Raw genomic sequence first — 23,470 nt, 5'->3', positions numbered from 1 at the left:
CTATCGGTTTGTCAATCTCTTCGAAGAAAGAAGCTGCTCGATATTTTCGGCAGTGGAGTTGTCTTTCTGTCCGCGCCATTTCAGCAATCTGGCGGGCGCACCGACATAGATGCCGTATGGCTCGGTCTTCCCCTTGACGACGGCATTCGCGCCGATGACGCATCCCCTAGCGATATGGGAGCCGCCCAGGATCTTCGCTCCCGCGCCGATCCAGACATCATCTTCGATGACGACAGGCTTCCTCGTGAGACCCTGCTGGCGGATGGGCTGGGTGAGATCATCGAAATTGTGATCGAAGGATACGACCATGGCATGGGCGGCGATCCGCACATCGTTGCCGATCGAAATCCCGCCACTGCCCAACAGAATTGTGTACTCGTTGAAGGAGACGTGATTGCCGATATCGATGCTGCCTTTTTGCGCATCGATGACGACGCCCTTGCGGAAATGCCCCTTTGCGCCGATGCGAACACTGCCGCGCTTCCAGATGATCGTCGTTCCCAGCGGAATTTTCGTGCTGCGCGATATCGTGAGCACGCCACGCACAAAGATCGCCTTCAATCTGTAGAACCATGCAATGCCGCGCATAAGGACGCTCCTTTCAAGGGGCACTCCTTTTGCCATTCTTGTCTGGCACCCACCTGAATGAGCCAGCATATGGCGACGCGGAGGCGAGGCGGCAAGTGTTGCCGTTTTCTTGCATCCTTCACCTACGCTCCGCAAGGCCTGTGATCAAGGCAACCGCGCCAAAGCCTGCGGCCGTTGCACAGACGGCAACCCAGCCACCAAAATCCCATGCGGTGCCGGCAAGCGCCGAGCCCAGCGTGCCGCCGAGAAAGAAGATGCCGACGAAGAGACCATTGATGCGTCGAGCTGGCGAAGCCATGAGCGCCGATTGCGCATGTCGCTGGTATCACGCGGTCTCGGTATCGGCGTCCTGACACCGGCGGCGCTATCGGAAAGCCGCTGGCGCGATGCCGTCGAGGTCATCGAGGCGCCGGATTTCAGCCCGAAAGTCGTCAACTGGCTGATGCATCGCCCGCAGGCCGGACGCCTCGCCCGCCCGATCGCAACCTTCGGCGAAGCGCTGAAGGTTGCGCTGAAAACAAGAGGCCGTTTTTGACAAGGGCAAGTTGGAGCGGGTGAAGGGAATCGAACCCTCGTATTCAGCTTGGGAAGCTGCTGCTCTACCATTGAGCTACACCCGCCTGACACCCTGAGATGTCCAACAGTTGGCGGTCTCTGTCAAGGCCAGTCGCTAGCCCCTCAGAGCCGAAAGTGCTTCGACAGCTTCAGGCCCTGCGCCTGATAGTTCGAGCCGAGGCCGGAGCCATAGAGGCTGCTCGGCTGTTCCAGCATGTGTTCGTAGATCAGGCGCCCGACGATCTGGCCGTCCTCAAGGATGAAAGGCACCTCGTGGCTGCGCACTTCGAGCACGGCGCGGCTGCCGCGGCCGCCGGACGGCGCGTGGCCGAAGCCCGGATCGAAGAAGCCGGCATAGTGGACGCGGAATTCGCCGACCAGCGGATCGAAGGGCGTCATCTCGGCGGCATAATGCGGCGGAACATGCACGGCTTCGCGAGAGACGAGAATATAGAATTCGTCCGGGTCGAGGATCAGTTCGGTGCGACCGCGGCTATAGAGCGGCTCCCAGAAATCGAAGATATCGTGCTGGGCCTTCTTGTCGACATCGACAACGGCGGTGTGATGCTTGCCGCGATAGCCGATCAGGCCCTCCTTGTCGCCGGCAAGATCGATCGACAGCGCGATGCCGCCGCCGGTGATGTTCGGCTTCTTGCTGGCCACCAGCGTTTCGGTCTCGTGCAGGGCCAGCAGTTCCGGCTCGGTGAGCACGGCCTGGCCGACGCGAAAACGGATCTGCGACAGGCGCGAGCCGCGGCGCACGACGATCGGGAAGGTGCGCGGGCTGATTTCCAGATAGAGCGGGCCGGAATAGCCGGCCGGGATCTTATCGAACTCTTGCGCCCGGTCGGTGATGACGCGGGTGAAGATATCGAGGCGGCCGGTCGAACTTTTCGGATTGGCCGACGCAGACATGTCAGCCGGCAGATCGAGGCGCTCCATCAGCGGCACGATATAGACGCAGCCGGTTTCCAGCACAGCGCCTTCGGAGAGATCGATGACATGCAGCTTCAACCGGTCGAGCTTGTCGGCGACGAGATGCGACGGGCCGGGCATGAAGCTGGCGCGGACGCGGAAAGCATGCGCGCTGAGCCGAAGATCGAGGCTCGCCGGCTGGATCTGATCGGCGTCCAGTTCCCGTTCGCTCGTCAGCCGCCCCGCGTCAAAAAGCGCCGCAATGGCGCGATCGGCTAGAATTCCAGTATTGCGAGCCATCATGCCTCATCCCCGGCACACAATCCTGCAAACCATAGCGCGATCTGAAGGGTCATGTGCAAATTCCAAGTGTTACCGTGATCCTTTGCGCAGCCTACGGGCGCCAGGCACAGTAATTTGTCGCAGACAAAACCAAACTCAGGGAATTGACGCAAGCGATCAACGGCAGTATTGCAACTTATCCCGTGGTGATTTGGCCGGTCGGCTTGCAGCCACGTTAAATAAGTGGCTAAAAAGACCGGGTTGAAACCGGTCTGCAATTGCGGCCGGTTTTTTTGTTTTGAAAGTGGTGATGGCATGAGCAAGACTTGGCGCCCCGCAACCCAGCTCGTTCACAGCGGAACGCTCCGTTCGCAATTCGGCGAAACATCCGAAGCAATCTATCTGACCCAGGGCTTCGTCTACGACACCTCGGAAGCGGCGGAAGCACGCTTCAAGGGCGAGACGGATGGGTTCATCTACGCCCGCTACGGCAGCCCGACCAACGACATGTTCGAAAAGCGCATGTGCGCGCTGGAAGGCGCGGAAGATGCCCGCGCCACGGCCTCGGGCATGGCCGCCGTCACCGCCGCCATTCTCTGCCAGTTGAAGGCCGGCGACCATATCGTTGCCGCTCGCGCGCTCTTCGGCTCCTGCCGCTGGGTCGTCGAAACGCTGGCGCCGAAATACGGCATCGAATGCACGCTGGTCGACGGACGTTTCGTCGAAAACTGGGAAAAGGCCATCCGTCCCACGACCAAGGTCTTCTTCCTGGAAAGCCCGACCAATCCGACATTGGAAGTGGTCGACATTGCCGCCGTCGCCAAACTCGCCAACCAGATCGGCGCCAAGGTCGTGGTCGACAACGTCTTCGCCACCCCGCTCTTCCAGAAGCCGCTGGAGCTCGGCGCCCATATCGTCGTCTACTCCGCCACCAAGCATATCGACGGCCAGGGCCGCTCGCTCGGCGGCGTCATCCTTTCCGACAAGCAGTGGATCGACGAGAACCTGCAGGATTATTTCCGCCACACCGGCCCGGCCATGTCGCCGTTCACCGCCTGGACGCTGCTGAAGGGCATCGAGACACTGCCGCTGCGCGTCGCGCAGCAGACGGCGAATGCCGCCAAGGTGGCCGATTTCCTTGCCGGGCACCCCGGCAAGGTCGCCCGCGTGATCTATCCCGGCCGCAAGGATCACCCGCAGGCCGATATCATCGCAAAGCAGATGACCGGCGGCTCGACGCTGGTGGCCTTCGAGCTGAAGGGCGGCAAGGAAGCGGCCTTCAAGCTGCAGAACGCACTGGAAATCGTGCGGATTTCCAACAATCTCGGCGACAGCAAGAGCCTGATCACTCATCCGGCCACCACGACGCACAAGAACCTCACCGACGAGGCGCGCGCCGAACTCGGCATTTCGCCGGGCACCGTGCGCTTCTCCGCCGGTATCGAAGACAGCGAGGATCTGGTCGAGGATTTCGCCCGCGCTCTGGAACAGGTCTCCGCCTGATATCAATCGACAAGCCGCCCGGAGATTTTCCGGGCGGCCCGACCTGCCCTGAGCAGGCCATGATGCAAGCAGACGGCCAGCGTCAGCTCGCCGCCTTGTATTGAACCTTGCCGGCATGCAAGAAGAACAGCTTGTCGAAAAGCGCGAGATCCAGCGGGTTCGGCAGACGAACGTCATCGAGATCGGGCAATGGCTTCAGCGCCGGATCGTATGAACGGTCGATTTGCGAGATGAACACGACGATCACGCCCTTGTCGCGCGCGAAGGCCTTCAATGCCCGGACCTGGGTCATCAATTCTGGCTTCTCCCGCTTCTGATCGAGTATCTGCAGATAGTCGACCACCGCCAATGTGCCGCGCGGCACTGAGGCCAATTTGCGCGTGATGTAATCGGCACTTATGGCATCGGAACTGTCGAGCTCGAACAGTTCCCTGAACTCGGCCTGATCCACGCCGATGATCCGAAAGCGATCCAGGACGACCTTCTCCGTATCCTCCAGCGTGAAGAAGGCGCTGCGATTGCCAGCCTTCATGGCTCCGACGGCGAGCTTGAGGCTCATCAATGTCTTGCCCTGGCCGGGCCGCGCGCCGACCAGCACCAGATCGCCCGGACTCAAGAGCGAGAACAAATCGTCGGCGGGTACGGCCGCTTGCGTCTTGGCCGCAAGCAAGCTCCAGCCTTGAAATCCTTCGCGGGCCGCTACGCGATCCAGCGCGGCATGCAAAGGAATATTCTGTTGACGCGACAGCAGCCGCGCCTTGCGCTTCAAATGATAAACAGGGGCGGAAAGCCTCATTGTAAACCTCCTATTGCGAGCAATGACCGCAACCCCTCCTTATGCCCGGCGCTCAAACAGTCGGTTTGATGATCGACAGCCCCGCATGAAGTATACTTTCCCGGATGGAGGGGGGAGGCACGGGCCATGCCAGAATCAGATGATAGCCGAAATCCCCTCGCCGGGAAATCGCAGAGAAGCGCTTCTCGGGGAACACAAGACCGGTTTGGGAATTATATGATCTAGAGATTTGGATTGAGGCGTGGCGGACATGACAATCGAGTCTCAAGTCAACCTGCAATTTCCGTAAGCGTTTCCGCCCATGGAGGGTATTCGGGCAGCAGTATGCGGGATAACAGTGAAAGAGAAGCGGCCTGTGATACTTTTGGCTGCGGCCTATTAACCTTCGATATTAGCCGTAATAGCTAAAAACCGGGATGCTCCGGCCGATCACACGGGTTTTCACCGATCCGTTCCTTGACGGAATAGGTTGCTTGTAGGATACCGCTAGAGATCCTGCATTTTGCGGGACGGTGGAAAGCGGATAATATGCCGCAGACTTAAAGATACTGAGGCTTTTCCAGCGTTTGTCCGACGCTTGATGCTCCAGCGCAGTGGTAAGGTATCAGGCATGTATCGCGCCCTAACACGCGACATAGAAGTGGTCGTGGAGCCGTTTTATCTGGAGGAGCAATCCGATCCGGATGACGATCGCTATGTCTGGGGGTATCGCATCGTCATCTCCAACCACTCGAAAGTTTCCGTTCGGCTGGTGACGCGCTATTGGCATATCACCGACATGAACGGAATAGTCGACGAAGTGACCGGCCCCGGCGTCGTCGGCGAACAGCCGCATCTGCGGCCTGGCGACACCTATGAATATTCCTCAGGATGCCCGCTGGACACACCCTCGGGAATGATGTTCGGCCACTACCAGATGGAGACGGATGACGGGGAACTTTTCCATGTCAAGATCCCCGCCTTCTCCCTCGATACGCCCAACCTGATGCGCACGCTGAACTGAGCCCGATCAGGTCACATTTATCTCGGCTGCCTCGAAGCGGTACGTGGTCGAGCAGAATTCGCAGGTGACGGCGATTTCGCCGTTCTCCTGGCTGGCCTCGATCTCCTCGGCCGAGAACCCCTGCAACACGCCCTTCAGCTTGTCGCGCGAACAGGAACAGCGGTCGAAAACCGCCTTGGGTTCGTAGACGCGCACGCCGCGCTCATGAAAGAGGCGGAACAGCAGGCGCTCGGTGCCGACAAGCGGATCCGTCAATTCATCCGCATCGATGGTCTCCACCAGGCTGCGTGCTTCCGCCCAGGCATCGTCCTCGACATGATCACGCATGCCGCTATCGCCATCGCCGCCATGGAGATCCGGCTGGCGCATGCGCTCCGGCGCTTCCGGCAGGAACTGCGCGATCAGGCCGCCCGCCCGCCAGCGATGCCGCGGCTTGCCGTTCTCGTCACGATCGAAAAGTTCTGCGGCGCCCAGGCGAACCCGAGTCGGTATCTGCTCCGACTGGCGGAAATAAGTGCCGGCAATCTCCTCGAGCGAGGCGCCGTCGAGAGCGACGATGCCTTGATAGGGTTGGCTGTAGCGACCCTGATCGATAGTGAAGGCGAGCACGCCCTTGCCGAGCAGCTGTTCCGGCTCGGTTTCACCGGCGGCGATCGCCTTTGCCAGAGCCTCTTCATCGAAACGAGCGTAGGCGCGGACATTTTCCGGCGTCGAGAAATCGGCAACCAGGAGGTCGACGGGACCGTCGCTCTTGGTCTGCACGGTGAACTTGCCCTCGAACTTCAGCGAGGTTCCGAGCAGGACGGTCAGGACGATGGCCTCGGCCAAAAGCCGGGCGACCGGGGTCGGATAGTTGTGCCGGGCAAGAATTGCGTCCAGCAACGAACCAAGCTGCACGGCACGACCGCGCACATCGAGCCCTTCCACCTGGAAGGGAACCACGTGATCGTCACCGGCAAAATCAAACTGACCCAGCGAGGCTGCATTTTCGGCCATTGCTCTACTCCTACTGCGCCCGCGCCCTCAGACGCGGTTTCATATCCTCAGATTGCGCCCAGGCACCAAGCAAGAATCGACTTTTGCGCATGCAGGCGGTTTTCCGCCTCATCGAAAACAACGGATTGCGGACCATCGATCACTTCATCAGTCACTTCCTCCCCGCGATGGGCGGGCAGGCAATGCATGAACAACGCGTCCTTGCCGGCCTGTGCCATCAAAGCCGCGTTGACCTGATAGGGCTGGAAGACGTTGTGACCGCGGGCCCGGTGTTCCTGATTCATGGAAACCCAGGTATCGGTTACCACGCAATCGACACCGGCGACCGCACGGTCGGCATCATGCGAGAGCATGATTTCGGCGCCCTGGTTGCGGGCCCAGTTCAAATAGTGATCCTTGGGCTCGGAACCAAGAGGTACCGCCATGTTCATGCGATAGCCGAACCGCGCAGCGCCTTCGATCAACGAATGCAGCACGTTGTTGCCGTCGCCCGTCCAGGCAATAGTCTTGCCCTTGACCGGGCCGCGATGCTCCTCGAAGGTCATGATGTCGGCCATGATCTGGCAGGGATGCGTATCGTCGGTCAGCGCGTTGATGACCGGAACGGTCGCATGCTCCGCCAGTTCCAACAGGCGCGAATGATCGGTCGTGCGGATCATGATCGCATCGACATAGCGCGACAGCACCTTCGCCGTATCGCCGATCGTCTCGGCGCGGCCGAGCTGCATTTCGGTTCCGGACAGGAAAAGTGTCTCGCCACCGAGCTGGCGCATGCCGACGTCGAAGGAGACGCGGGTCCGGGTGGAAGGCTTCTCGAAGATCATCGCCAGCATCTTGCCGGCAAGCGGCTTATCGGCGGTACCCGCCTTCAACGCCCTTTTTCGCACGATCGCGTCATCGATGATGTGGCGCAGATCGGCGGCCGCTACAGCCGAGAGATCGAGAAAGTGTTTCGGAGAAGCCATGTCCTCACCTGTACTCCAGAAAAAACAATAACGCCCGCATAGGGCAAGAACGCCCCGACTGCGGGCGTCGAACTTAGGCCGATTTCTTGACGCGGGCGGCGCGTACACGCTCGGCCGCACGCTCGATGCGAGCAAGACCTTCGCGCGCTTCCTCGGCGGTCACGACCAGCGGCGGCAGCAGGCGAACGACATTGTTGCCGGCCGGAACACCCAGCAGATGCTCGGCGCGGATCGCCTGCAGCAGATCCGCTTGCGGGATGGCTGCCTTGATGCCGAGCATGAGACCTTCGCCGCGGATGTCCTCGATGATATCCGGGAAGCGATCCTTGAGCGAGGCAAGGCCCTGGCGGAAGACCAGCGCCATATCACGCACATGCTCCAGGAAGCCATCGGCCAGCACGATATCGAGCACCGCATTGCCGACCGCCATGGCAAGCGGATTGCCGCCATAGGTCGACCCGTGCGTGCCGGCCTTCATGCCGGAGGCTGCCTCTGCCGTTGCAAGGCATGCGCCGAGCGGGAAACCACCGCCGATACCCTTGGCCACCGCCATGATATCGGGCTTGATGCCGGCCCATTCATGGGCGAAAAGCTTGCCCGTGCGGCCGACGCCGCACTGTACTTCATCGAGCACCAGGAGCAGACCGTGCTCGTCGCAGATATCGCGGAGACCGCGCAGGAATTCGTTGGTCGCCGGGCGGATACCGCCCTCGCCCTGCACCGGCTCGATCAGGATCGCAGCCGTCGCATCAGTGATTGCGGCACGAACCGCATCAAGATCGCCGAAAGCCACCTGGTCGAAGCCGGGGGCCTTCGGGCCGAAGCCTTCGATATACTTTTCCTGGCCACCGGCAGCGATCGTCGCGATGGTACGACCGTGGAAGGCACCTTCGAAGGTGATGATATGGAACTTCTCGGGATGCCCGTTGGCAAACTGATAGCGCCGCGCCGTCTTGATGGCGCATTCCAGCGCTTCGGCGCCCGAATTGGTAAAGAACACCTTGTCAGCGAATGTGGCTTCCGTCAGCCGCTTCGACAGCTTCTCCTGACCGGGCACTTCGTAGAGGTTGGACAGGTGCCATACCTTGTCAGCCTGCGCCTTCAGCTCGGCCACGAGATGGGGATGCGCATGACCGAGCGAATTGACTGCCACACCGGCCGCGAAATCGAGGTAGCGTTCGCCATTTTCCGTGATCAACCAGACGCCCTCGCCTCGCTCGAACCGCAGCGGAGCGCGCATATAGGTGTCATAAAGCGCCGCTGTCTCGGCCATGGCGTATCTCCTCGATCACAACCCTAAGGACCAATCGCTTCCTTTCCATGAAACGGGTCCGAAAAAATTAAAAATGCCGCCTTGCGGCGGCGTGGGCACTATTGATGTTTTGCACCGCGATGTCAACAAAACTGGCGATTTAGCAGGTGCGAGAGAGCGGCCGAGGCCGAACGGGATGCGTTGGCCGGATCATATTGCATAAATGCCACGCCAGGACAGCAAGTTGGGGAAAACCTCGAAATCGATTCCTCAAGATTCCCGCGACTCTTGTCACGGAGTCAGCCTCACACTAGGTTAAAAACCAATTGCTAGACTGCATGCGGCGGAACTAGTCACCACAATTTTAGAGCGTTTCGCGCCTCGATCCTATGCGGGGCAATGGTGAAGGATTCTGCCATCGGAAACGCGACAGCGGAGACAGGGCATGAATTGGACAGACGAACGCGTCGAGAAGCTTAAAAAGCTATGGTCCGAAGGGTTGAGCGCCAGCCAGATCGCGGCGCAGCTGGGCGGTGTCAGCCGTAACGCCGTCATCGGCAAGGTGCACCGCTTGAGCCTGCCGGGCCGAGCGAAGGCGGGCGGCACGGCGACCGCTGCCCGAACGCCGAAGCGCGGCGCCTCGGCGCCCCGCGCATCGAATTATACATCGCGCGTCGCAACCCGCACGGTTACCCGCCAGCAGGGCGCGACCATGCTCAAGGAAGAGATTGAGGTCGATGCGGTCAACGAGATCCAATATCGTCCGGCTGCCAACGTCGTCGTTCCGATCTCTCGGCGCCTCGTCCTGACCGAGCTGACGGAACGCACCTGCAAATGGCCAGTCGGCGACCCGCTGAAGGACGATTTCCACTTCTGCGGCAACGAGAGCCCGGATGCATCGCCCTATTGCGGCTACCATCAGCGCCTGGCCTACCAGCCGGTGCATGAACGGCGTCGGCCAGCTCAACCGCGCGGCTGAGATGCCCCATAGAGCAATTCCAGGAAAAGTGCGTAGCGGTTTTCCGTCCGGAATTGCGTAAAAACAATAGTATAGAGCGGTCACGCGAGTCGGTGAAACGCGTAACCGCTCCAGAATAAGATAAACGAAACGGGCCGAAAGGCCCGTTTTCTGTTTCCGCCGCTATGTCGATGCCTGAACGGGCGTACCCGCTCAAGCTTCCATGGAGTAACCCGCACCGCGAACGGTGCGGATGACATCCTGCATATTGGAGAAATTGAGCGCCTTGCGCAGGCGGCCGACATGCACGTCGACGGTACGTTCGTCGACATAGATATCGTGTCCCCATACGCCGTCGAGCAGCTGCGAACGCGAGAAGACCCGGCCCGGCGAGGACATCAGGAACTCCAGCAGGCGGAATTCCGTCGGTCCCAGCCGCACTTCGCGGCTCTTGCGGTGAACGCGATGGGTCTCGCGATCCAGCTCGATATCGCCGCAACGCAGTACCGTGGAGAGAACCTCCGGGCGGGCGCGCCGCAGCATCGCCTTGACGCGGGCCATCAGCTCCGGCGTCGAGAACGGCTTGACGACGTAATCGTCCGCGCCGGTGGAAAGACCGCGCACGCGCTCGCTTTCCTCGCCGCGGGCCGTCAGCATGATGATCGGCAGGCGCTCCGTCTCCGGCCGCATACGCAGCCGGCGGCAGAGCTCGATGCCGGATACACCGGGGAGCATCCAGTCAAGGATCAGAAGATCGGGGATGCGCTCCTGGAGACGCAATTCGGCTTCATCGCCTCTGAGGATCGTATCGACCTCGAAGCCCTCAGCCTCGAGATTGTAGCGCAGCAGAACGCTGAGCGCTTCCTCGTCTTCTACAACAGCAACTCTCGGAACCATGCGCCTCTGGTCTCCTTTTCTTCGCTTCCAGATTATTCCGTCACCGCGCCAACGGTGTTGGCGGTATCATCCTTCGGGCGCTCGCCTTCTGGCTGGGCGCCGGTCGCCATGTAATAGATCGTCTCGGCGATGTTGGTGGCATGGTCGCCGATGCGCTCGATGTTCTTGGCGCAGAAGAGAAGATGCGTGCAGGTGGTGATATTGCGCGGATCTTCCATCATGTAGGTCAGCATCTCGCGGAAGAGCGAGGTGTACATCGCGTCGATTTCCTCGTCGCGCTCTCGGATCGACACAGCCTTGTCCGGCGAACGGGTGGCATAGACGTCAAGCACTTCCTTGAGCTGGCTGAGCGCCAGTTCGGAGAGATGCTCGATGCCGCGGGCAAGCCGCCGCGGAACGCCTGTGCCCTGCACGGCGATGACGCGCTTGGCGGTGTTCTTGCCGAGGTCGCCGACACGCTCCAGATCGGAAGCGATGCGGATCGAGCCCATGATCTCGCGCAGGTCGGCGGCCATCGGCTGCCGGCGGGCGATGGTGACGATCGCCTTGTCGCCGACTTCCCGTTCCGCATGATCGAGAATGACGTCGTCGGAAATGACCTTCTGCGCAAGACTGGTATCGCTTTGGACCAGTGCGCGAACGCTGTCGCTGACCATTTGCTCGGCCAGACCGCCCATTTCCGCAATGCGGCGCGTCAGGAACTTCAGGTCTTCGTCATAGGCAGAGAGAATGTGAGTGGAGACCATTTTTCTATCCTCAAGGTGAACTGTGTGAAAGGAGCCGCGCGCACGGCATCATCAACCAAAACGGCCCATGATGTAATCCTGCGTGCGGAAATCGTCGGGATTGGTGAACATTTTATCGGTATCGTTCTCCTCAACCAGATGGCCGAGATGAAACATTGCGGTGCGTTGCGAAACGCGGGCTGCCTGCTGCATGGAATGCGTCACGATGACGATGGTGAAGTTTTCCCGCAGCTCATGGATCAGATCCTCGACCTTTGCGGTTGCGATGGGGTCGAGCGCCGAACATGGCTCGTCCATCAGGATGACCTCTGGACTGACTGCGACCGCGCGAGCGATGCACAGACGCTGCTGTTGGCCGCCGGACAGGCTCGTGCCGGCATCATAGAGCCGATCCTTGACCTCGCCCCAGAGACCGGCTTTCTGCAGGCTGGTCTCGACGATATGCTCGAGATCGGCTTTCGAGCTGTGCAGGCCATGGATGCGTGGTCCGTAGGCGACGTTCTCGTAGATCGACTTCGGAAACGGGTTGGGCTTCTGGAAGACCATGCCGACACGCGCGCGCAGCTCCACGACATCGATGCTGTTGTCATAAACATCCTGATCGTCGAGCGTGATCTTGCCGGTGATGCGGCAGGTCTCGATCGTGTCGTTCATTCGGTTGAGGCAACGCAGGAAAGTGGACTTGCCGCAGCCGGAAGGACCGATCAGTGCCGTGACCGTATTGGCGCGAATGTTCAGGTTGACATCGAAGAGCGCGCGCTTGTCGCCGTAAAAGACCGAGACGTCCTGGCCGATCATCTTGTAGGGGATCGTCATCATCTTCTTGGCTAATGCTCTTTCGCCCGCGGCTTCCGTCATCATGTTCATTTGGTCGCCCTCCCCTACCAGCGCCGTTCGAAGCGGCGCCGCAGCAGGATCGCGCCGATATTCATCGCAACGAGGAAGAAGAGCAGCACGATAATCGCTCCGGAGGTCCTCTCGACGAAGGCCCGCTCCGCTTCGCTCGCCCACATGTAGATCTGCACCGGCAGCGCCGTCGAAGGATCGAGCGGCGAGGCCGGATAGTTGGCGACGAAGGCGACCATGCCGATCAGAAGCAGCGGCGCCGTCTCGCCGAGCGCATGCGCCAGCCCGAGGATGGTGCCCGTGAGGATGCCCGGCATGGCGAGCGGGAGCACATGATGGAAGACCATCTGCATGCGCGACGCGCCAAGGCCGAGTGCCGCGCTGCGGATCGATGGCGGTACCGCCCGCAGTGCCGAGCGCGTGGCAATAATGATCATCGGCAGCGTCATCAGGCTGAGCACCAGCCCGCCGACCAGCGAGGCAGAGCGCGGCAGCCCCATCATGTTGATGAACACCGAAAGGCCGAGCAGGCCGTAGACGATGGAGGGCACCGCCGCGAGATTGTTGATGTTGACCTCGATCAGATCCGTCAGCCGGTTTTTTGGCGCGAATTCCTCCAGATAGATCGAAGCGGCGACACCGACGGGCAAGGCGAGCGCGAGGACGGTCAGCATCAGATAGAGCGAGCCGATCAGCGCGACGCCGAGACCCGCGGCCTCGGGGCGGCTCGAGTTGCCCGAGAGGAAGAGACCGCTGTTGAAAGCTTCGTGCAGCGCGCCGCTGGCTGTCAGCTGCTTCATCCAGCCGAGCTGCCGATCGGAAACCTTGCGATCCTTCTCGTCGGCCGCCAGGTCGATCTGCCCCTTGTTGGCGGAGTCGATATTGGCGCTCGCAAGGAACGTCACATTCCCAGTCGTTCCGATGATCGAGGGATCGGCCATGATCTTGTTGCGCAGTGCAATCCGCGCACTGTCCGACACCATTGTCGTGGCTTCGCGCACGAGTACGCGATCGGAAGGATCGATGCCCAAGGCCTTCACCAGCGCATCGCGCATGAGGACCGGATAGTTGGCTGATATCAGCACCTTCGGATCGCTGGCGCGCTTGCCGGTGGGGTCGATGACTTTCTCGGTGAATTCGATCGGTAGGGTTATCGAGGTCTGCACGAAGGCGGTATAGCCGTTGCGGACCACGGTCGAGACAAGCGTGAGAAGGAAGACCAGGCCGAAGACTACGGCGGCGATGCCATAGGCCCGAAAGCGGCGCTCGGCGGCATAGCGCCGCTTGATGCCGATATCGCGCCGCGCCGGGGCGCCCGGCGTAAGCCCGCGCGGAATATTCTGTGACGAGGAGGATACGATGTCGCTCATTCGTATTGCTCCCTGTAGCGGCGGACGATGTAGAGCGCGTAGACGTTCAGGCAGAGCGTCAGGCAGAACAGCGTTATGCCGAGCGCGAAGGCGACCAGTGTCTGCGGCGAGGTGAACTCCAGATCGCCGGTCAACTGGTTGACGATTTTCACGGTAACCGTCGTCATGGGTTCGAAGGGATCGAACTGCATGCGAGCCGCGACACCGGCGGCCAGCACGACGATCATCGTTTCGCCGATTGCCCGCGAGGCGGTCATCAGCAGCGCGCCGACGATGCCCGGAAGTGCCGCCGGCAGCAAAACGCGCTTGACCGTTTCCGAGCGGGTGGCGCCAAGACCGAGCGAGCCATCGCGCAGCGACCGCGGCACGGCCATGATGATGTCGTCTGACAGCGAGGAGACATAGGGAATGAGCATGACGCCCATGACGAAGCCCGCCGTCAGGACGCTCTGCGCCTCGATGAAACTTGTATAGCTTCCCGTTAGCAGGCCATCGATCTCCGCCGAGATGTCTCTCAGGAACGGCCCGACCGTGACGAGGGCAAAGAAGCCGTAGACGATCGTGGGAATGCCGGCCAGCACTTCGAGCAGGGGCTTGGCGATCGAGCGCACGCGGGCCGAAGCATATTCGGCCATGTAGATGGCGGCGAACAAGCCGATCGGCACCGCGAACAACATGGCGACGAGACCGATATAGATCGTGCCGGCCAGCAAGGGTATCAAGCCGAAAGTTCCGGATGTCTGTGAGCCGGCACCGGTGAAGCGCGGATCCCAGACAGTGCCGAAGAAGAACTCATGGGCAGGTACCATGCTGAAGAAACGCGCCGCCTCCGAAAGCATCGAAAAGGCGATCCCGACCGTCGTCAGCACCGCAATGGAGGAGGCGACGATCAGGGCGCCGAGGATGACCTGCTCGACACGGTTGCGGGCGCGAAAACGCGGGGCGATGGCACGCAAGCCATGAACCGCGCAAAGCAACGACAGAAGGATCGCCGATGCAGACATCACCATCCGGCTGACTTCGCGCATGCCGTTATATTTATTGGCTGCATCGATCATGTAACCCGTTGGGCGGACCGCGAGTGGCACGCCCTTCTGCGCCAGAAGCAACTGGAGATCGGCCGCGCCGCCGTCAACCGCGGCGAGTTCCTGGCCATCGAGCAGGCGCATGCCGTGGGCAATGCTGCGCACCATGCCATAGCTGAGGTTAAGCTCCGCCTGCGGAAGGGTTCTCACCTCTTCCGGAAAGGACTTGACCACCAGGCGATCGATAATAATCGGGCTGACGATCAGCCAGACACAGACGAGCGCCAGGGCCGGCAGCACCGCCCAGATCGCAGCATAGGCGCCATGATAGCCGAGCCGGGAGTGCATCGAGGAAGACCTGCCGCCTGATATCGCAGTCGCCCTCGCGCGCCCGAGCACGAAGGCAAGGGCACCAATGACCGACAGACACAACAACAGCAGCGATATGCTCATTCCCACTCCCCGGCGAACACCGGCGCGGATCAAACCCGCACCGGTGCATAGTCTCTATGCACTTACATGATCTTCCCGCCGGCGAAGTCCTTGCGGATCTGGTCGCGCTCGCCATCCGGAGCGGGCACGAGGCCGTATTCCGCCAGCGGGCCGTCCGGTCCGATCATCTGATCGCTCGTGAAGAAATCGACATATTCCTTGAGGCCCGGAATGACGCCGAGATGCGCCTTCTTGACGTAGAAGAACAATGGACGCGACACCGGATAGGTGCCATCGGCGATCGTCTGGCCCGACGGCACGATGCCGCTGACGGTGGCGACCTTCAGCTTGTCGGCATTGTTCTGGTAGAAATACAGGCCGAAAACGCCGACGCCGTGCTTGTTGGCATTGATGCGGGCGAGCGTCTCGGGATAGTCGCCGTCGATATCAACTGCGACGCCATCCTTGCGTACAGCGACGCATTTCTTGGTTTGCTGGCCGGCATCGGAAACGGCTGCCTTGATCACGTCGACCGCTCCGGAAGCCTTGCAGCCGGCGGCAAGCACCCGCTCCTCGAAGACTTCCCGCGTCCCGTGCTTCTCGCCCGGAATATAGGCTGATATCTCGAAATCCGGCAGCGACGGCTTGATCTCCGACCACTTCTTGTAGGGATTCGGAACCAGCTTGCCATCAACGACCACTTCGGCGGCAAGTGCCTTATAGAGATCGACGGGCTCGAACTTGATGTCCGGATTGCTCTTGTCGAAAGCGAAAACTATGCCGTCGTAGCCGATCTTGATCTGCTGGATATCAGCGACGCCGGCAGCCTTGCAGGCTTCGATTTCACTGTCCTTGATCGGGCGCGATGAATTGGCGATGTCGATGGAATCCGTTCCGACGCCCTTGCAGAATTCCTTTAGGCCGGCCCCGGAGCCACCCGACTCGACCACGGGCGTCTTGAAATTGGTAAAGGTCTCGCCGAAGCTTTCGGCAACGATCTTGGCATACGGGAATACCGTAGATGAGCCGGCGATCTGAATCTGATCGCGAGCCGTCGCGGCACCAGCAAAGGCAGCCGATGCAACCAGCGCAAGAATAGACAATTTCAAAGCATTCATAATGAATCCCCCTGACGAGCTCTGAAGAGCGCTGTAACGGATGCCACATCCGCCTGGTTCAGCATCACTTTCTTAGCGGCCAAAGCACCGCCCTTTTATGTCAGGCGAGTGAAACAATTATGACAGGTCATCTCTTTGAAATTAATGGAATAAATCACGCCAAAAATGGGCGATTTATGGGGGTTCTTAGAAACGGACGGTAAAGTCCGTTCCCTTCCCGACTTCCGACTTGACGATCAATCTGGCGCGGTGCCGGGTCAGAATGTGCTTGACGATGGCAAGCCCGAGGCCGGTTCCCTTTTTGGAGCGGCTGTCCTCGACATTGACGCGATAGAAGCGCTCGGTCAGGCGCGGTACATGTTCTGCGGGAATTCCCGGCCCGCTGTCGGACACGACGACCTCAACCGCCTGGCCCGGCTCGTTCAGCAAGGTAACCTCCACCGCCTTGCCTTCCTGGCCGTATTTGCAGGCATTCTCCATGAGATTTTCGAAGACCTGCACCAGCTCGTCGCGGTCGCCCAGCACCTCCACCTTGCCCGCCGGCATATGCAGATTGATCGTCACGTCAAGATCGCCGGCAAGCGGTAGCAGCGAGTCGCGCACATGACCGAGCAGCGGCACGAGATCGACCTTCTGATCCGGGGCGATGTGCGATTTCAGCTCCAGCCTGGATAGCGACAGGAGATCATCGACCAGCCGGCTCATGCGCGTCGTCTGGTCGAGCATGATGCCGAGGAAGCGCTGCTGTGCCTTCGGATCCGCTTTGGCCGGCCCCTGGATGGTTTCGATGAACCCCCGCAGCGACGCAAGCGGCGTGCGCAGTTCATGGCTGGCATTGGCAACGAAATCGGAGCGCATGCGATCGATGTGACGCAGTTCCGATATGTCGCGAAACGACAGCAGGAAGAAGCCGGTCTCGACATCGGCCTCCGGCAGCTCGACCGGCGCGATGCGCACGATATAGACGCGCTCCGACGGCAGGCGCTCGGAATGCTCGATCTGGTTCGGCGTGTTGGTGGCTATGGTCTCGCGCACCATGTCGAGCAGGCCGGGGGAGCGCAGCTTCGAGGAGATATGCGCCCCCGCGGGGAAGGCGCCGAAGGCCTTTTCGACGGCTGCGTTCTGCACCAGTACGGATGCCTCGCGATCGATGATCAGCACCGGGATGTCGAGTGCAGCCAATCCCGCAAAAACCATGCGCAGCAGAACTTCCGGATCGATCGGCTGAGGTTCCTCCCGCGACGGCACGACGATCCGCTCCACCAGCGGAGGCCGGATCAGCGCGACGATCATGACGATGGCCCAGATCCAAAAGACAGCGCCGGTATTGATGCCCTCGATGAGCGCAAGTACGGCGATCAGCGTCGCCAGGATCAGCATAGCGCTCTCCTGCCGCAACCGCAGCGCCAGTCTCCTGACAAATGACCATTCGTCTTCCAATTGCGCCCGTCCCTTTGTCTGTCGTTACGGAATGCTGGATTCCGCCTCTTAACCGGGATTCATGACAGAAGTATTCGGCTCTATCCACAGAAGGCGATAACTCACAACAATAAACGTAGCCGGCAAAGAAGGAAACCCGCAAAGGGCTTGAAACCATTGGATAAAAGTCCCAGTTTGCCCAGCGAGCCTTTTGTCGTGCCCAAGCGACATGTTTAACAGAGCGTAAAGAGCCGAGGAGCCTGACATATGGGAGAAGAACAAGCGAAGAGCCGTGCCGTGGAGCTGGATATCCGCGGCAGCAAGCGCATATTCGATGTCGATGATCCCGTGCTGCCGGGCTGGATCGACGACGAAGCGCTGACTTCGGGCGGCTACCCTTACAAAAAGAAGCTCAAGGAAGAGGAATATCAGCAAGAGCTGGAGATGCTGCAGATCGAGCTCATCAAGGTGCAGTTCTGGCTGCAGGCGACAGGCAAGCGGGTGATGGCGCTGTTCGAGGGACGCGATGCCGCGGGCAAGGGAGGCTCGATCGCCGCAACCTCGGCGCATATGAACCCTCGCCTGGCACGCGTCGTGGCGCTCACCAAACCGACGGACCGCGAGGCCGGGCAATGGTACTTCCAGCGCTATGTCGCCCAATTCCCAACGGCGGGCGAATTCGTTCTCTTCGACCGCTCATGGTACAACCGCGCCGGTGTCGAACCGGTCATGGGCTTCTGCACCCCGAAGCAGTACGAGCAGTTCCTGAAGCAGGCGCCGCAGATGGAAAAGCTCATCGTCCAGGATGGCATCTCCTTCTTCAAATTCTATCTGGATATCGGCAGAGAGATGCAATTGAAGCGTTTCCACGACCGATGCCACGATCCGCGCGCCGTCTGGAAGCTTTCTTCCATGGATATAGCCGCCCTGCCGAAATGGAAGGACTACGGCGAAAAGCGCGACCGCATGCTGAAGGATACGCATACCGATTACGCGCCATGGACGGTCATCCGCGCCAACGACAAGCGTCGCGCTCGTCTGAACCTCATCCGTCACATCCTGCTGACGCTCGACTATGACGGCAAGGACAAAAAGGCCATTGGCGAAATCGACGAAAAGATCCTCGGCATGGGTCCAGACGTTCTCAAATAGGGGAAGGGCTACCCGGGCCTATTGTCCGGGCAGCACGCGGATGGCGTAGACGTTGATGCCGCGGGCCTTGCCGTCGACGTCGCTGTTGATGATCAGGCGGCCGGGGCTCGTCGGCGCCAGCGAGCGATCGTAGCGGACCTGAAACAGCGCATCCGTCTTCTGGCGGCTGACCGTAAAGCGATGCCGTCCACAGCTGCCGAGCGAGCCGAAGTCGCATTCGACGGTAATCTGCGTCGGCGTGTCCGAGGTGGACTGTAACGTCAGCGCGATCGTCGACGGCTTGCCCGCCATCTGCTGCAGCACATTGATAGGCACCTGGACCGAGGCCGCGCCATCCGCGCCGCTGCTGAGAGAGGTCAGCCGCACGGCCGGCCCCTCGTTTTCCGAAATATTCTCAGCCTTCGCCTGCGCGCCGGCGGTGACCTTCGACGCGTCCGTCGGCTTCAGTATCGCGACCCACTCTTCGGAAAAGCTGTTCTGCGGGTCGATGGTCGCCAGCCCCGGATTGGCAGGGCCGCTGCTATCCCCGTCGCCCGACGTATCTTCGTCGCTGTTGCTGCCGCTGAAATCCTGCGAATCGATATGCGCCGGCGGATTGCGGACACTCGTGTCTCTCTGCGCCGCCGACATGAACACGCCCGAAGTCTTGATCCACCAGGCTCCGACACCAAGGAAGGCGAGCAGAATGCAGAATACCAGCAGGCGCGAGAAGAACTTGCGCGGCTTGCGGCGAACCGCAGCGCGCTCGGGCTTGAAATTCATTGTTCGCGCCGCTGCCGGTGCGGCTGCGGTCGCCGGCCTTATGGCGCTATCGGCGCCGAGATGATCGGCCGGCCCTGCGCGCATATCACCGAAATCGCTCTCCGGTGCTGCGGGCTCGACTGTTTCGGGTTCGACCGGAGCGGAAGCGTGGACGGAAAGCGAGGGGTTGCGGGTTTCACCGCGCACGCTCATGACCGGTTCATGCTGTTGTGCCGGCTGCCCGGCCGCCGGTCGTGGCACCGCCGGGGAAACATGCGGGACATCGAGCTGCGGCGAAACCGATATTTCCTCCGCCGGGCGGACGCGCTCCTCGGCCTCGATCTGCCGGATCGTCGCTTCCAGCCGCTGACGCTGGGCGGAGACGACATTGATATCGGTAATATCCTGCTTGCGGAGGCCGGCTTCCAAAGCCTGCCGCGCCGACTGATAGATGCGAGCCCGGATTTCCGGATTGGCGCGATCGGACCGGTCCAACGCGCTTCTGATAGCCGTTTCTAATCCGCTCACATCAGGTCCTTTACTCTCACTCGCAACATACCTGCAGACTCTACCGACAAGACGGTCCCGGTCTTTATCATTCGTTAACCGGATTCGGTAACGCCCTGTCCGTCAATACGCAAGCCTCCGACCAAAGCCACAGGCACTCGGGCGGGGATAAATGTCAAAGACGACGCAATTGCGATGGCTGGAAGGCGCATCGGACTGCGCGGAACTCTCTCGACATGATCGATTTTCGAATGATAGCCTTTGTCCCTACAACGAGGTGCAAAAGGATGAGTGATCAAAAGACCCGAGAAAGCCGATCTCCATCGGAAGACAAGCTTCTTTCCTATGAGCGCGACGGACGGGATGCGTATGGTGAGAACAACAAAGCCAAGCGCAAGGCGATTCCACGATTCAAGGCGCAATCCAATAGGCAAGGCCGACATGCCTCTAATATCGTGGTCGCACAAATGAGCGGCGATGAAACGGTCGATGAGGAAGCGGGTCTTCTCGAAGCAGATAGGAAAGCTCGACGTCCGGCCAAGAGAAAGATTCCGGATATGGCGCTGGGAGATTATCTCAAGCGGAAAAATAAAATCTAAAGACTCTCCCCAAATCTGCGAGGAATTTAAGCGGGTTTGGCCATAAGGCCGCCGATTGCACCTCCATGCGAGCACCATCTTCCCCTTCAAAAAGACATCTGTTATTCCTTTGACGTTTTCGTAAACGTCAAAGAAAGGGATGATGTACATGGCCCTCCCCTCAATCCTGACCGAGCGCCTGCGGCTGCCGGTCGTGGCCTCGCCGCTGTTCATCATCTCGCATCCGGCGCTGACGCTGGCGCAATGCAAGGCCGGCGTGGTCGGATCCTTCCCGGCCCTGAACGCGCGCCCGGAAAGCCAGCTCGATGAATGGCTGGCGATGATCACCGAGGATCTTGCCGCACATAATGCCGCAAACCCCGAACGGCCGGCAGCTCCATTTGCGGTCAATCAGATCGTCCATACGTCAAACAAGCGGCTGGAACACGATCTGATGCTTTGCATGAAATACAAGGTGCCGATCGTCATCTCCTCGCTCGGCGCCGTGCCTGAGGTGAATGCGGCAGTGCACTCCTATGGCGGCATCGTGCTGCATGATATCATCAACAACCGCCACGCCAACTCGGCTATCCGCAAGGGCGCGGACGGGCTGATCGCGGTCGCCGCGGGTGCCGGCGGCCATGCCGGCCAACTCTCGCCCTTTGCGCTCGTCCAGGAAATCCGCGAATGGTTCGACGGGCCGCTGCTGCTCGCCGGCGCCATCGCCACCGGCGGCGCCATTCTTGCAGCCCAGGCCGCTGGCGCCGATATGGCCTATATCGGCTCGCCCTTCATCGCGACGGAGGAAGCCCGCGCTGCCAACGCCTACAAGCAGGCGATCGTCGACGGCGCCGCCGCCGATATCGTCTATTCCAACTATTTCACCGGCGTGCACGGCAACTACCTGAAACCTTCCATCCTTGCCGCCGGGATGGATCCAGACAAGCTGCCCGAAGCCGACCCTTCGAAGATGGATTTCGAGGCGGCCACGACCGGCGTCAAGGCCTGGAAGGACATCTGGGGCTCCGGCCAGGGCATCGGCGCTGTCAAGGCCATCGAGCCCGTTGCGGCGCTGGTGGACCGGCTGGAGACGGAATATCATCAGGCGCGTGCACGGCTGGCGCTTTGAACGAGCAAGGAGCGGCCTGTTTTTTCACAGGCTTTTCGCTTTTTTGCGAAATGGCGATTTGGACGCTTGAAATCTGGCCGTATAGACTGTATCAGCGCCATGCAAATCGCGGGGCCGAACCAAAGCCCCTTGAATGCCGCTTTAGCTCAGGTGGTAGAGCACATCATTCGTAATGATGGGGTCGCAGGTTCGAGTCCTGCAAGCGGCACCATTTTTCCAGGCACTACTCTTTCCACACATTGCTACAGCCGTTCTCAGGTGTCTGTTTCCCCTATTTCGTGGCCGCGATATCGCGATTCGAAGCGGCCAATTTAGGGACCGAAGATAGTCAAGAACAAGATGGGCTGCACTCGACTTATCGAACGTGCAAGCTAATGATGGCTGCCATCGGAGGCCTCTATGAATCTCATGAACGCAATCGCCGCCGCCGCTTATCTGGCAGCCACCGGCATGGCATTAGCAGCTCCCGCGGAGAAGCCAATGCATATGCTCTGCAGGGGCGACGGTATTGATAACGTATATGTTCACCTAAATTCCAAAAAGCAGTTCGGCCACGTCCTTAGTTGCGTCAGCGGCCCATTCATCGCCGACATGATGCCGTGCGCGCCCAATGGCGGATACGGTTTGTCATCTCCCACCGGATCAGCGGCTCTCGTCGGCGTCGTCATGCGCTCGCAGGACTATCAACGCCACCTTGGCGGTGTCACCGGATTCACCCGGCAAGGAGACGACGTGACCTTCACGGGAGGTTTTATGGGCTCGAACGGCCTGCAAACATCTTGGACTTTGAAGCTCGATCCGGAAGGCAATGCGGTCGTTCGTGATAAGGAAGGCTCGATACCTTATAAGTGCAAGCCTTACACACCCGGTGCTTCCAAGTAAGCCTCTTCGGAATCATCGCCTGCGGCTACAATCGGTTCCGCAAACCGAGATCAGACGCACTCAGAGCCGTTTCAGCGAAAACGAAAAGTGCCCCTGGGATTCCACGGTCAGGTATTCGAATTGCCAATGGAAATCCTTGCAGAACTTGGTGCAGGCTTCGACCACGCCATAGGGGATAGCGTCGACGACGTTGCCGGTGCAAAAGTCGTGACCGGCGATGCGCCCATCCTGCTTCACCTTGAAGTGGCTGATCGACAGCTCTTCCCATGTCGTCTCGAAACTATGATTGGTATCGATATAGACCCAGTCGAAGAAGCTGTTCGGAAACTCCGCCAGCCTTACCGTCGAATAGCCTTGCACGATATGCAGGCGGCCGTTTTCCAGCGCCCCTCTGAATGTCGTCCTGATCTGCTCCAGACCGTCCTGGTAGCGGGGCGTATCCCATGCATCGATGAGGTAGAGCTCCCGTGGCGCGTTCTTTTCAAGAATTTCCCCGGTGAAGTCGCCGAAGGCCGCGCCGATCTCCGCGCAGATGCCTCCGTGCGGCAACCGGTGAAGAAGCTCGCCACGATCGGGCAGCAGCCGGGCATTTTCCGTATGGTGCAGGCTGAGTTGCGTATGCGGCATGCCGCCCTTGTAGTGAAATCTTGAATCGCGCGTGTTCATGCTGGCGGATACCTTCGACGTTGACTTCGGCCAAGACCGCAGAGACGGCCCGCTTTGAAAACCATGGATGCGAAAATTCTTGGCATTCATGGCTTGCGTCAGGCATTCGGGGCCGCCATCCGCTTCGGCCATGATCGGCGCGCCGGTCA

Annotated in this window: 24 protein-coding genes, 2 tRNA genes and 1 riboswitch; of the genes, 9 read left to right on the top strand and 17 right to left on the bottom strand. The window is 60.2% G+C overall.

Annotated features, from left to right (window positions below; translation table 11 throughout):
- Both AB8B29_RS00710 and AB8B29_RS00705 read right to left on the bottom strand, forming a co-directional pair.
- The gene (locus tag AB8B29_RS00710; RefSeq protein ID WP_092575104.1) at positions 1-588 is read right to left on the bottom strand and encodes an acyltransferase; all 588 of its coding nucleotides are present in this window, start codon (positions 586-588) and stop codon (positions 1-3) included.
- A 118-nt stretch (positions 589-706) separates the two neighbouring features.
- Positions 707-886: a hypothetical protein gene (locus tag AB8B29_RS00705; RefSeq protein WP_092575106.1), complete on the bottom strand. Its 180-nt coding sequence runs from the start codon at positions 884-886 to the stop codon at positions 707-709.
- Between the two features lie 15 nt (positions 887-901).
- Between AB8B29_RS00705 and AB8B29_RS00700 the strand changes: the two genes are divergently transcribed.
- Positions 902-1,123, top strand: a complete 222-nt coding sequence (locus tag AB8B29_RS00700) for a hypothetical protein (RefSeq protein WP_245297551.1) — start codon at positions 902-904, stop codon at positions 1,121-1,123.
- 11 nt (positions 1,124-1,134) lie between these two features.
- On the opposite strand, the gene AB8B29_RS00695 is transcribed toward AB8B29_RS00700, so the two are convergent.
- Positions 1,135-1,208: transfer RNA gene (locus AB8B29_RS00695), tRNA-Gly, on the bottom strand.
- Between the two features lie 58 nt (positions 1,209-1,266).
- A complete protein-coding gene (locus AB8B29_RS00690; protein WP_037203141.1) occupies positions 1,267-2,361 on the bottom strand; it encodes a 2'-deoxycytidine 5'-triphosphate deaminase in 1,095 nt (364 codons plus the stop codon).
- A gap of 172 nt (positions 2,362-2,533) precedes the next feature.
- Positions 2,534-2,612, top strand: a riboswitch (SAM riboswitch).
- A 43-nt stretch (positions 2,613-2,655) separates the two neighbouring features.
- Here AB8B29_RS00690 and AB8B29_RS00685 point away from each other — a divergent pair.
- The gene (locus AB8B29_RS00685; RefSeq protein WP_047641049.1) at positions 2,656-3,843 is read left to right on the top strand and encodes an O-succinylhomoserine sulfhydrylase; all 1,188 of its coding nucleotides are present in this window, start codon (positions 2,656-2,658) and stop codon (positions 3,841-3,843) included.
- An 82-nt stretch (positions 3,844-3,925) separates the two neighbouring features.
- Here the strand turns inward: AB8B29_RS00685 and AB8B29_RS00680 are convergent, their stop codons facing one another.
- A complete protein-coding gene (locus tag AB8B29_RS00680; protein ID WP_037203136.1) occupies positions 3,926-4,639 on the bottom strand; it encodes a DNA helicase in 714 nt (237 codons plus the stop codon).
- A 610-nt stretch (positions 4,640-5,249) separates the two neighbouring features.
- Between AB8B29_RS00680 and apaG the strand changes: the two genes are divergently transcribed.
- Positions 5,250-5,642: a Co2+/Mg2+ efflux protein ApaG gene (gene apaG / locus AB8B29_RS00675; RefSeq protein ID WP_037203135.1), complete on the top strand. Its 393-nt coding sequence runs from the start codon at positions 5,250-5,252 to the stop codon at positions 5,640-5,642.
- 6 nt (positions 5,643-5,648) lie between these two features.
- Here the strand turns inward: apaG and AB8B29_RS00670 are convergent, their stop codons facing one another.
- The 3 genes from AB8B29_RS00670 to AB8B29_RS00660 form a co-directional block, all read right to left on the bottom strand.
- Positions 5,649-6,638 (bottom strand): Hsp33 family molecular chaperone, encoded by a 990-nt coding sequence (locus tag AB8B29_RS00670; protein ID WP_037203133.1) that lies wholly within the window; start codon positions 6,636-6,638, stop codon positions 5,649-5,651.
- A 47-nt stretch (positions 6,639-6,685) separates the two neighbouring features.
- Positions 6,686-7,603 (bottom strand): ornithine carbamoyltransferase, encoded by a 918-nt coding sequence (gene argF / locus AB8B29_RS00665; RefSeq protein WP_037203131.1) that lies wholly within the window; start codon positions 7,601-7,603, stop codon positions 6,686-6,688.
- A 73-nt stretch (positions 7,604-7,676) separates the two neighbouring features.
- Positions 7,677-8,876, bottom strand: coding sequence for an aspartate aminotransferase family protein (locus tag AB8B29_RS00660; protein WP_037203129.1), 1,200 nt, complete (start codon positions 8,874-8,876; stop codon positions 7,677-7,679).
- Between the two features lie 424 nt (positions 8,877-9,300).
- Between AB8B29_RS00660 and AB8B29_RS00655 the strand changes: the two genes are divergently transcribed.
- Positions 9,301-9,834 carry a GcrA family cell cycle regulator gene (locus AB8B29_RS00655; protein ID WP_037203127.1) on the top strand — a complete coding sequence of 178 codons (534 nt, stop codon included), beginning with the start codon at positions 9,301-9,303 and terminating at the stop codon, positions 9,832-9,834.
- A 192-nt stretch (positions 9,835-10,026) separates the two neighbouring features.
- Here the strand turns inward: AB8B29_RS00655 and phoB are convergent, their stop codons facing one another.
- The 7 genes from phoB to phoR form a co-directional block, all read right to left on the bottom strand.
- Complete coding sequence (gene phoB / locus AB8B29_RS00650; RefSeq protein ID WP_004128368.1) at positions 10,027-10,710, bottom strand: phosphate regulon transcriptional regulator PhoB; 684 nt, start codon at positions 10,708-10,710, stop codon at positions 10,027-10,029.
- Between the two features lie 32 nt (positions 10,711-10,742).
- Complete coding sequence (gene phoU / locus AB8B29_RS00645; protein ID WP_037203126.1) at positions 10,743-11,456, bottom strand: phosphate signaling complex protein PhoU; 714 nt, start codon at positions 11,454-11,456, stop codon at positions 10,743-10,745.
- A gap of 51 nt (positions 11,457-11,507) precedes the next feature.
- On the bottom strand, positions 11,508-12,323 hold the full coding sequence (gene pstB, locus AB8B29_RS00640) for a phosphate ABC transporter ATP-binding protein PstB (RefSeq protein ID WP_047641053.1): 816 nt from the start codon (positions 12,321-12,323) through the stop codon (positions 11,508-11,510).
- 14 nt (positions 12,324-12,337) lie between these two features.
- Positions 12,338-13,672 (bottom strand): phosphate ABC transporter permease PstA, encoded by a 1,335-nt coding sequence (pstA, locus tag AB8B29_RS00635; RefSeq protein WP_092574390.1) that lies wholly within the window; start codon positions 13,670-13,672, stop codon positions 12,338-12,340.
- The gene (gene pstC / locus AB8B29_RS00630; RefSeq protein WP_037203120.1) at positions 13,669-15,150 is read right to left on the bottom strand and encodes a phosphate ABC transporter permease subunit PstC; all 1,482 of its coding nucleotides are present in this window, start codon (positions 15,148-15,150) and stop codon (positions 13,669-13,671) included. Before pstC ends, pstA begins: the two co-directional genes overlap by 4 nt.
- 62 nt (positions 15,151-15,212) lie before the next feature.
- Complete coding sequence (locus AB8B29_RS00625) at positions 15,213-16,247, bottom strand: substrate-binding domain-containing protein (protein ID WP_037203119.1); 1,035 nt, start codon at positions 16,245-16,247, stop codon at positions 15,213-15,215.
- 186 nt (positions 16,248-16,433) lie between these two features.
- Positions 16,434-17,627 carry a phosphate regulon sensor histidine kinase PhoR gene (phoR, locus tag AB8B29_RS00620; RefSeq protein WP_037203117.1) on the bottom strand — a complete coding sequence of 398 codons (1,194 nt, stop codon included), beginning with the start codon at positions 17,625-17,627 and terminating at the stop codon, positions 16,434-16,436.
- 306 nt (positions 17,628-17,933) lie between these two features.
- Here phoR and ppk2 point away from each other — a divergent pair, with 306 nt between their 5' ends.
- Positions 17,934-18,818: a polyphosphate kinase 2 gene (ppk2, locus tag AB8B29_RS00615; RefSeq protein ID WP_047641056.1), complete on the top strand. Its 885-nt coding sequence runs from the start codon at positions 17,934-17,936 to the stop codon at positions 18,816-18,818.
- 18 nt (positions 18,819-18,836) lie between these two features.
- On the opposite strand, the gene AB8B29_RS00610 is transcribed toward ppk2, so the two are convergent.
- Positions 18,837-20,087, bottom strand: coding sequence for a hypothetical protein (locus tag AB8B29_RS00610; protein WP_047641057.1), 1,251 nt, complete (start codon positions 20,085-20,087; stop codon positions 18,837-18,839).
- 266 nt (positions 20,088-20,353) lie between these two features.
- Between AB8B29_RS00610 and AB8B29_RS00605 the strand changes: the two genes are divergently transcribed.
- The 4 genes from AB8B29_RS00605 to AB8B29_RS00590 all read left to right on the top strand — a co-directional run bounded on the left by AB8B29_RS00605 (position 20,354) and on the right by AB8B29_RS00590 (position 22,655).
- Positions 20,354-20,665, top strand: a complete 312-nt coding sequence (locus tag AB8B29_RS00605; RefSeq protein ID WP_047641058.1) for a hypothetical protein — start codon at positions 20,354-20,356, stop codon at positions 20,663-20,665.
- Between the two features lie 148 nt (positions 20,666-20,813).
- Positions 20,814-21,773, top strand: coding sequence for an NAD(P)H-dependent flavin oxidoreductase (locus AB8B29_RS00600; RefSeq protein ID WP_047641207.1), 960 nt, complete (start codon positions 20,814-20,816; stop codon positions 21,771-21,773).
- 135 nt (positions 21,774-21,908) lie between these two features.
- Positions 21,909-21,984 (top strand) — tRNA-Thr (locus AB8B29_RS00595).
- A 188-nt stretch (positions 21,985-22,172) separates the two neighbouring features.
- On the top strand, positions 22,173-22,655 hold the full coding sequence (locus AB8B29_RS00590) for a hypothetical protein (RefSeq protein ID WP_052224431.1): 483 nt from the start codon (positions 22,173-22,175) through the stop codon (positions 22,653-22,655).
- A gap of 60 nt (positions 22,656-22,715) precedes the next feature.
- Here the strand turns inward: AB8B29_RS00590 and AB8B29_RS00585 are convergent, their stop codons facing one another.
- Entirely contained in the window at positions 22,716-23,321 is a 606-nt protein-coding gene (locus AB8B29_RS00585) for a class I SAM-dependent methyltransferase (protein WP_047641209.1), read from the bottom strand.
- Positions 23,322-23,470 lie beyond the last annotated feature (149 nt).

Origin of the sequence: Rhizobium sp. 11_C7_N12_5, from assembly GCF_051811145.1 — a bacterium.
Taxonomy (GTDB): domain Bacteria; phylum Pseudomonadota; class Alphaproteobacteria; order Rhizobiales; family Rhizobiaceae; genus Rhizobium; species Rhizobium lusitanum.
This window is presented reverse-complemented; position numbering and strand designations above follow the sequence as displayed.

Coding starts and splice junctions, on each gene's coding strand:
- AB8B29_RS00680 (WP_037203136.1), bottom strand. CDS start 4,639: ATGAGGCTTTCCGCCCCTGTTTATCATTTGAAGCGCAAGGCGCGGCTG.
- argF (WP_037203131.1), bottom strand. CDS start 7,603: ATGGCTTCTCCGAAACACTTTCTCGATCTCTCGGCTGTAGCGGCCGCC.
- AB8B29_RS00600 (WP_047641207.1), top strand. CDS start 20,814: ATGGCCCTCCCCTCAATCCTGACCGAGCGCCTGCGGCTGCCGGTCGTG.
- pstA (WP_092574390.1), bottom strand. CDS start 13,672: ATGAGCGACATCGTATCCTCCTCGTCACAGAATATTCCGCGCGGGCTT.
- AB8B29_RS00585 (WP_047641209.1), bottom strand. CDS start 23,321: ATGAACACGCGCGATTCAAGATTTCACTACAAGGGCGGCATGCCGCAT.
- AB8B29_RS00705 (WP_092575106.1), bottom strand. CDS start 886: ATGGCTTCGCCAGCTCGACGCATCAATGGTCTCTTCGTCGGCATCTTC.
- AB8B29_RS00685 (WP_047641049.1), top strand. CDS start 2,656: ATGAGCAAGACTTGGCGCCCCGCAACCCAGCTCGTTCACAGCGGAACG.
- AB8B29_RS00660 (WP_037203129.1), bottom strand. CDS start 8,876: ATGGCCGAGACAGCGGCGCTTTATGACACCTATATGCGCGCTCCGCTG.
- AB8B29_RS00590 (WP_052224431.1), top strand. CDS start 22,173: ATGAATCTCATGAACGCAATCGCCGCCGCCGCTTATCTGGCAGCCACC.
- phoR (WP_037203117.1), bottom strand. CDS start 17,627: ATGCTGATCCTGGCGACGCTGATCGCCGTACTTGCGCTCATCGAGGGC.
- AB8B29_RS00655 (WP_037203127.1), top strand. CDS start 9,301: ATGAATTGGACAGACGAACGCGTCGAGAAGCTTAAAAAGCTATGGTCC.
- AB8B29_RS00700 (WP_245297551.1), top strand. CDS start 902: ATGTCGCTGGTATCACGCGGTCTCGGTATCGGCGTCCTGACACCGGCG.
- AB8B29_RS00605 (WP_047641058.1), top strand. CDS start 20,354: ATGAGTGATCAAAAGACCCGAGAAAGCCGATCTCCATCGGAAGACAAG.
- AB8B29_RS00710 (WP_092575104.1), bottom strand. CDS start 588: ATGCGCGGCATTGCATGGTTCTACAGATTGAAGGCGATCTTTGTGCGT.
- ppk2 (WP_047641056.1), top strand. CDS start 17,934: ATGGGAGAAGAACAAGCGAAGAGCCGTGCCGTGGAGCTGGATATCCGC.
- phoU (WP_037203126.1), bottom strand. CDS start 11,456: ATGGTCTCCACTCACATTCTCTCTGCCTATGACGAAGACCTGAAGTTC.
- apaG (WP_037203135.1), top strand. CDS start 5,250: ATGTATCGCGCCCTAACACGCGACATAGAAGTGGTCGTGGAGCCGTTT.
- AB8B29_RS00690 (WP_037203141.1), bottom strand. CDS start 2,361: ATGATGGCTCGCAATACTGGAATTCTAGCCGATCGCGCCATTGCGGCG.
- AB8B29_RS00625 (WP_037203119.1), bottom strand. CDS start 16,247: ATGAATGCTTTGAAATTGTCTATTCTTGCGCTGGTTGCATCGGCTGCC.
- AB8B29_RS00670 (WP_037203133.1), bottom strand. CDS start 6,638: ATGGCCGAAAATGCAGCCTCGCTGGGTCAGTTTGATTTTGCCGGTGAC.
- pstC (WP_037203120.1), bottom strand. CDS start 15,150: ATGAGCATATCGCTGCTGTTGTTGTGTCTGTCGGTCATTGGTGCCCTT.
- phoB (WP_004128368.1), bottom strand. CDS start 10,710: ATGGTTCCGAGAGTTGCTGTTGTAGAAGACGAGGAAGCGCTCAGCGTT.
- pstB (WP_047641053.1), bottom strand. CDS start 12,323: ATGAACATGATGACGGAAGCCGCGGGCGAAAGAGCATTAGCCAAGAAG.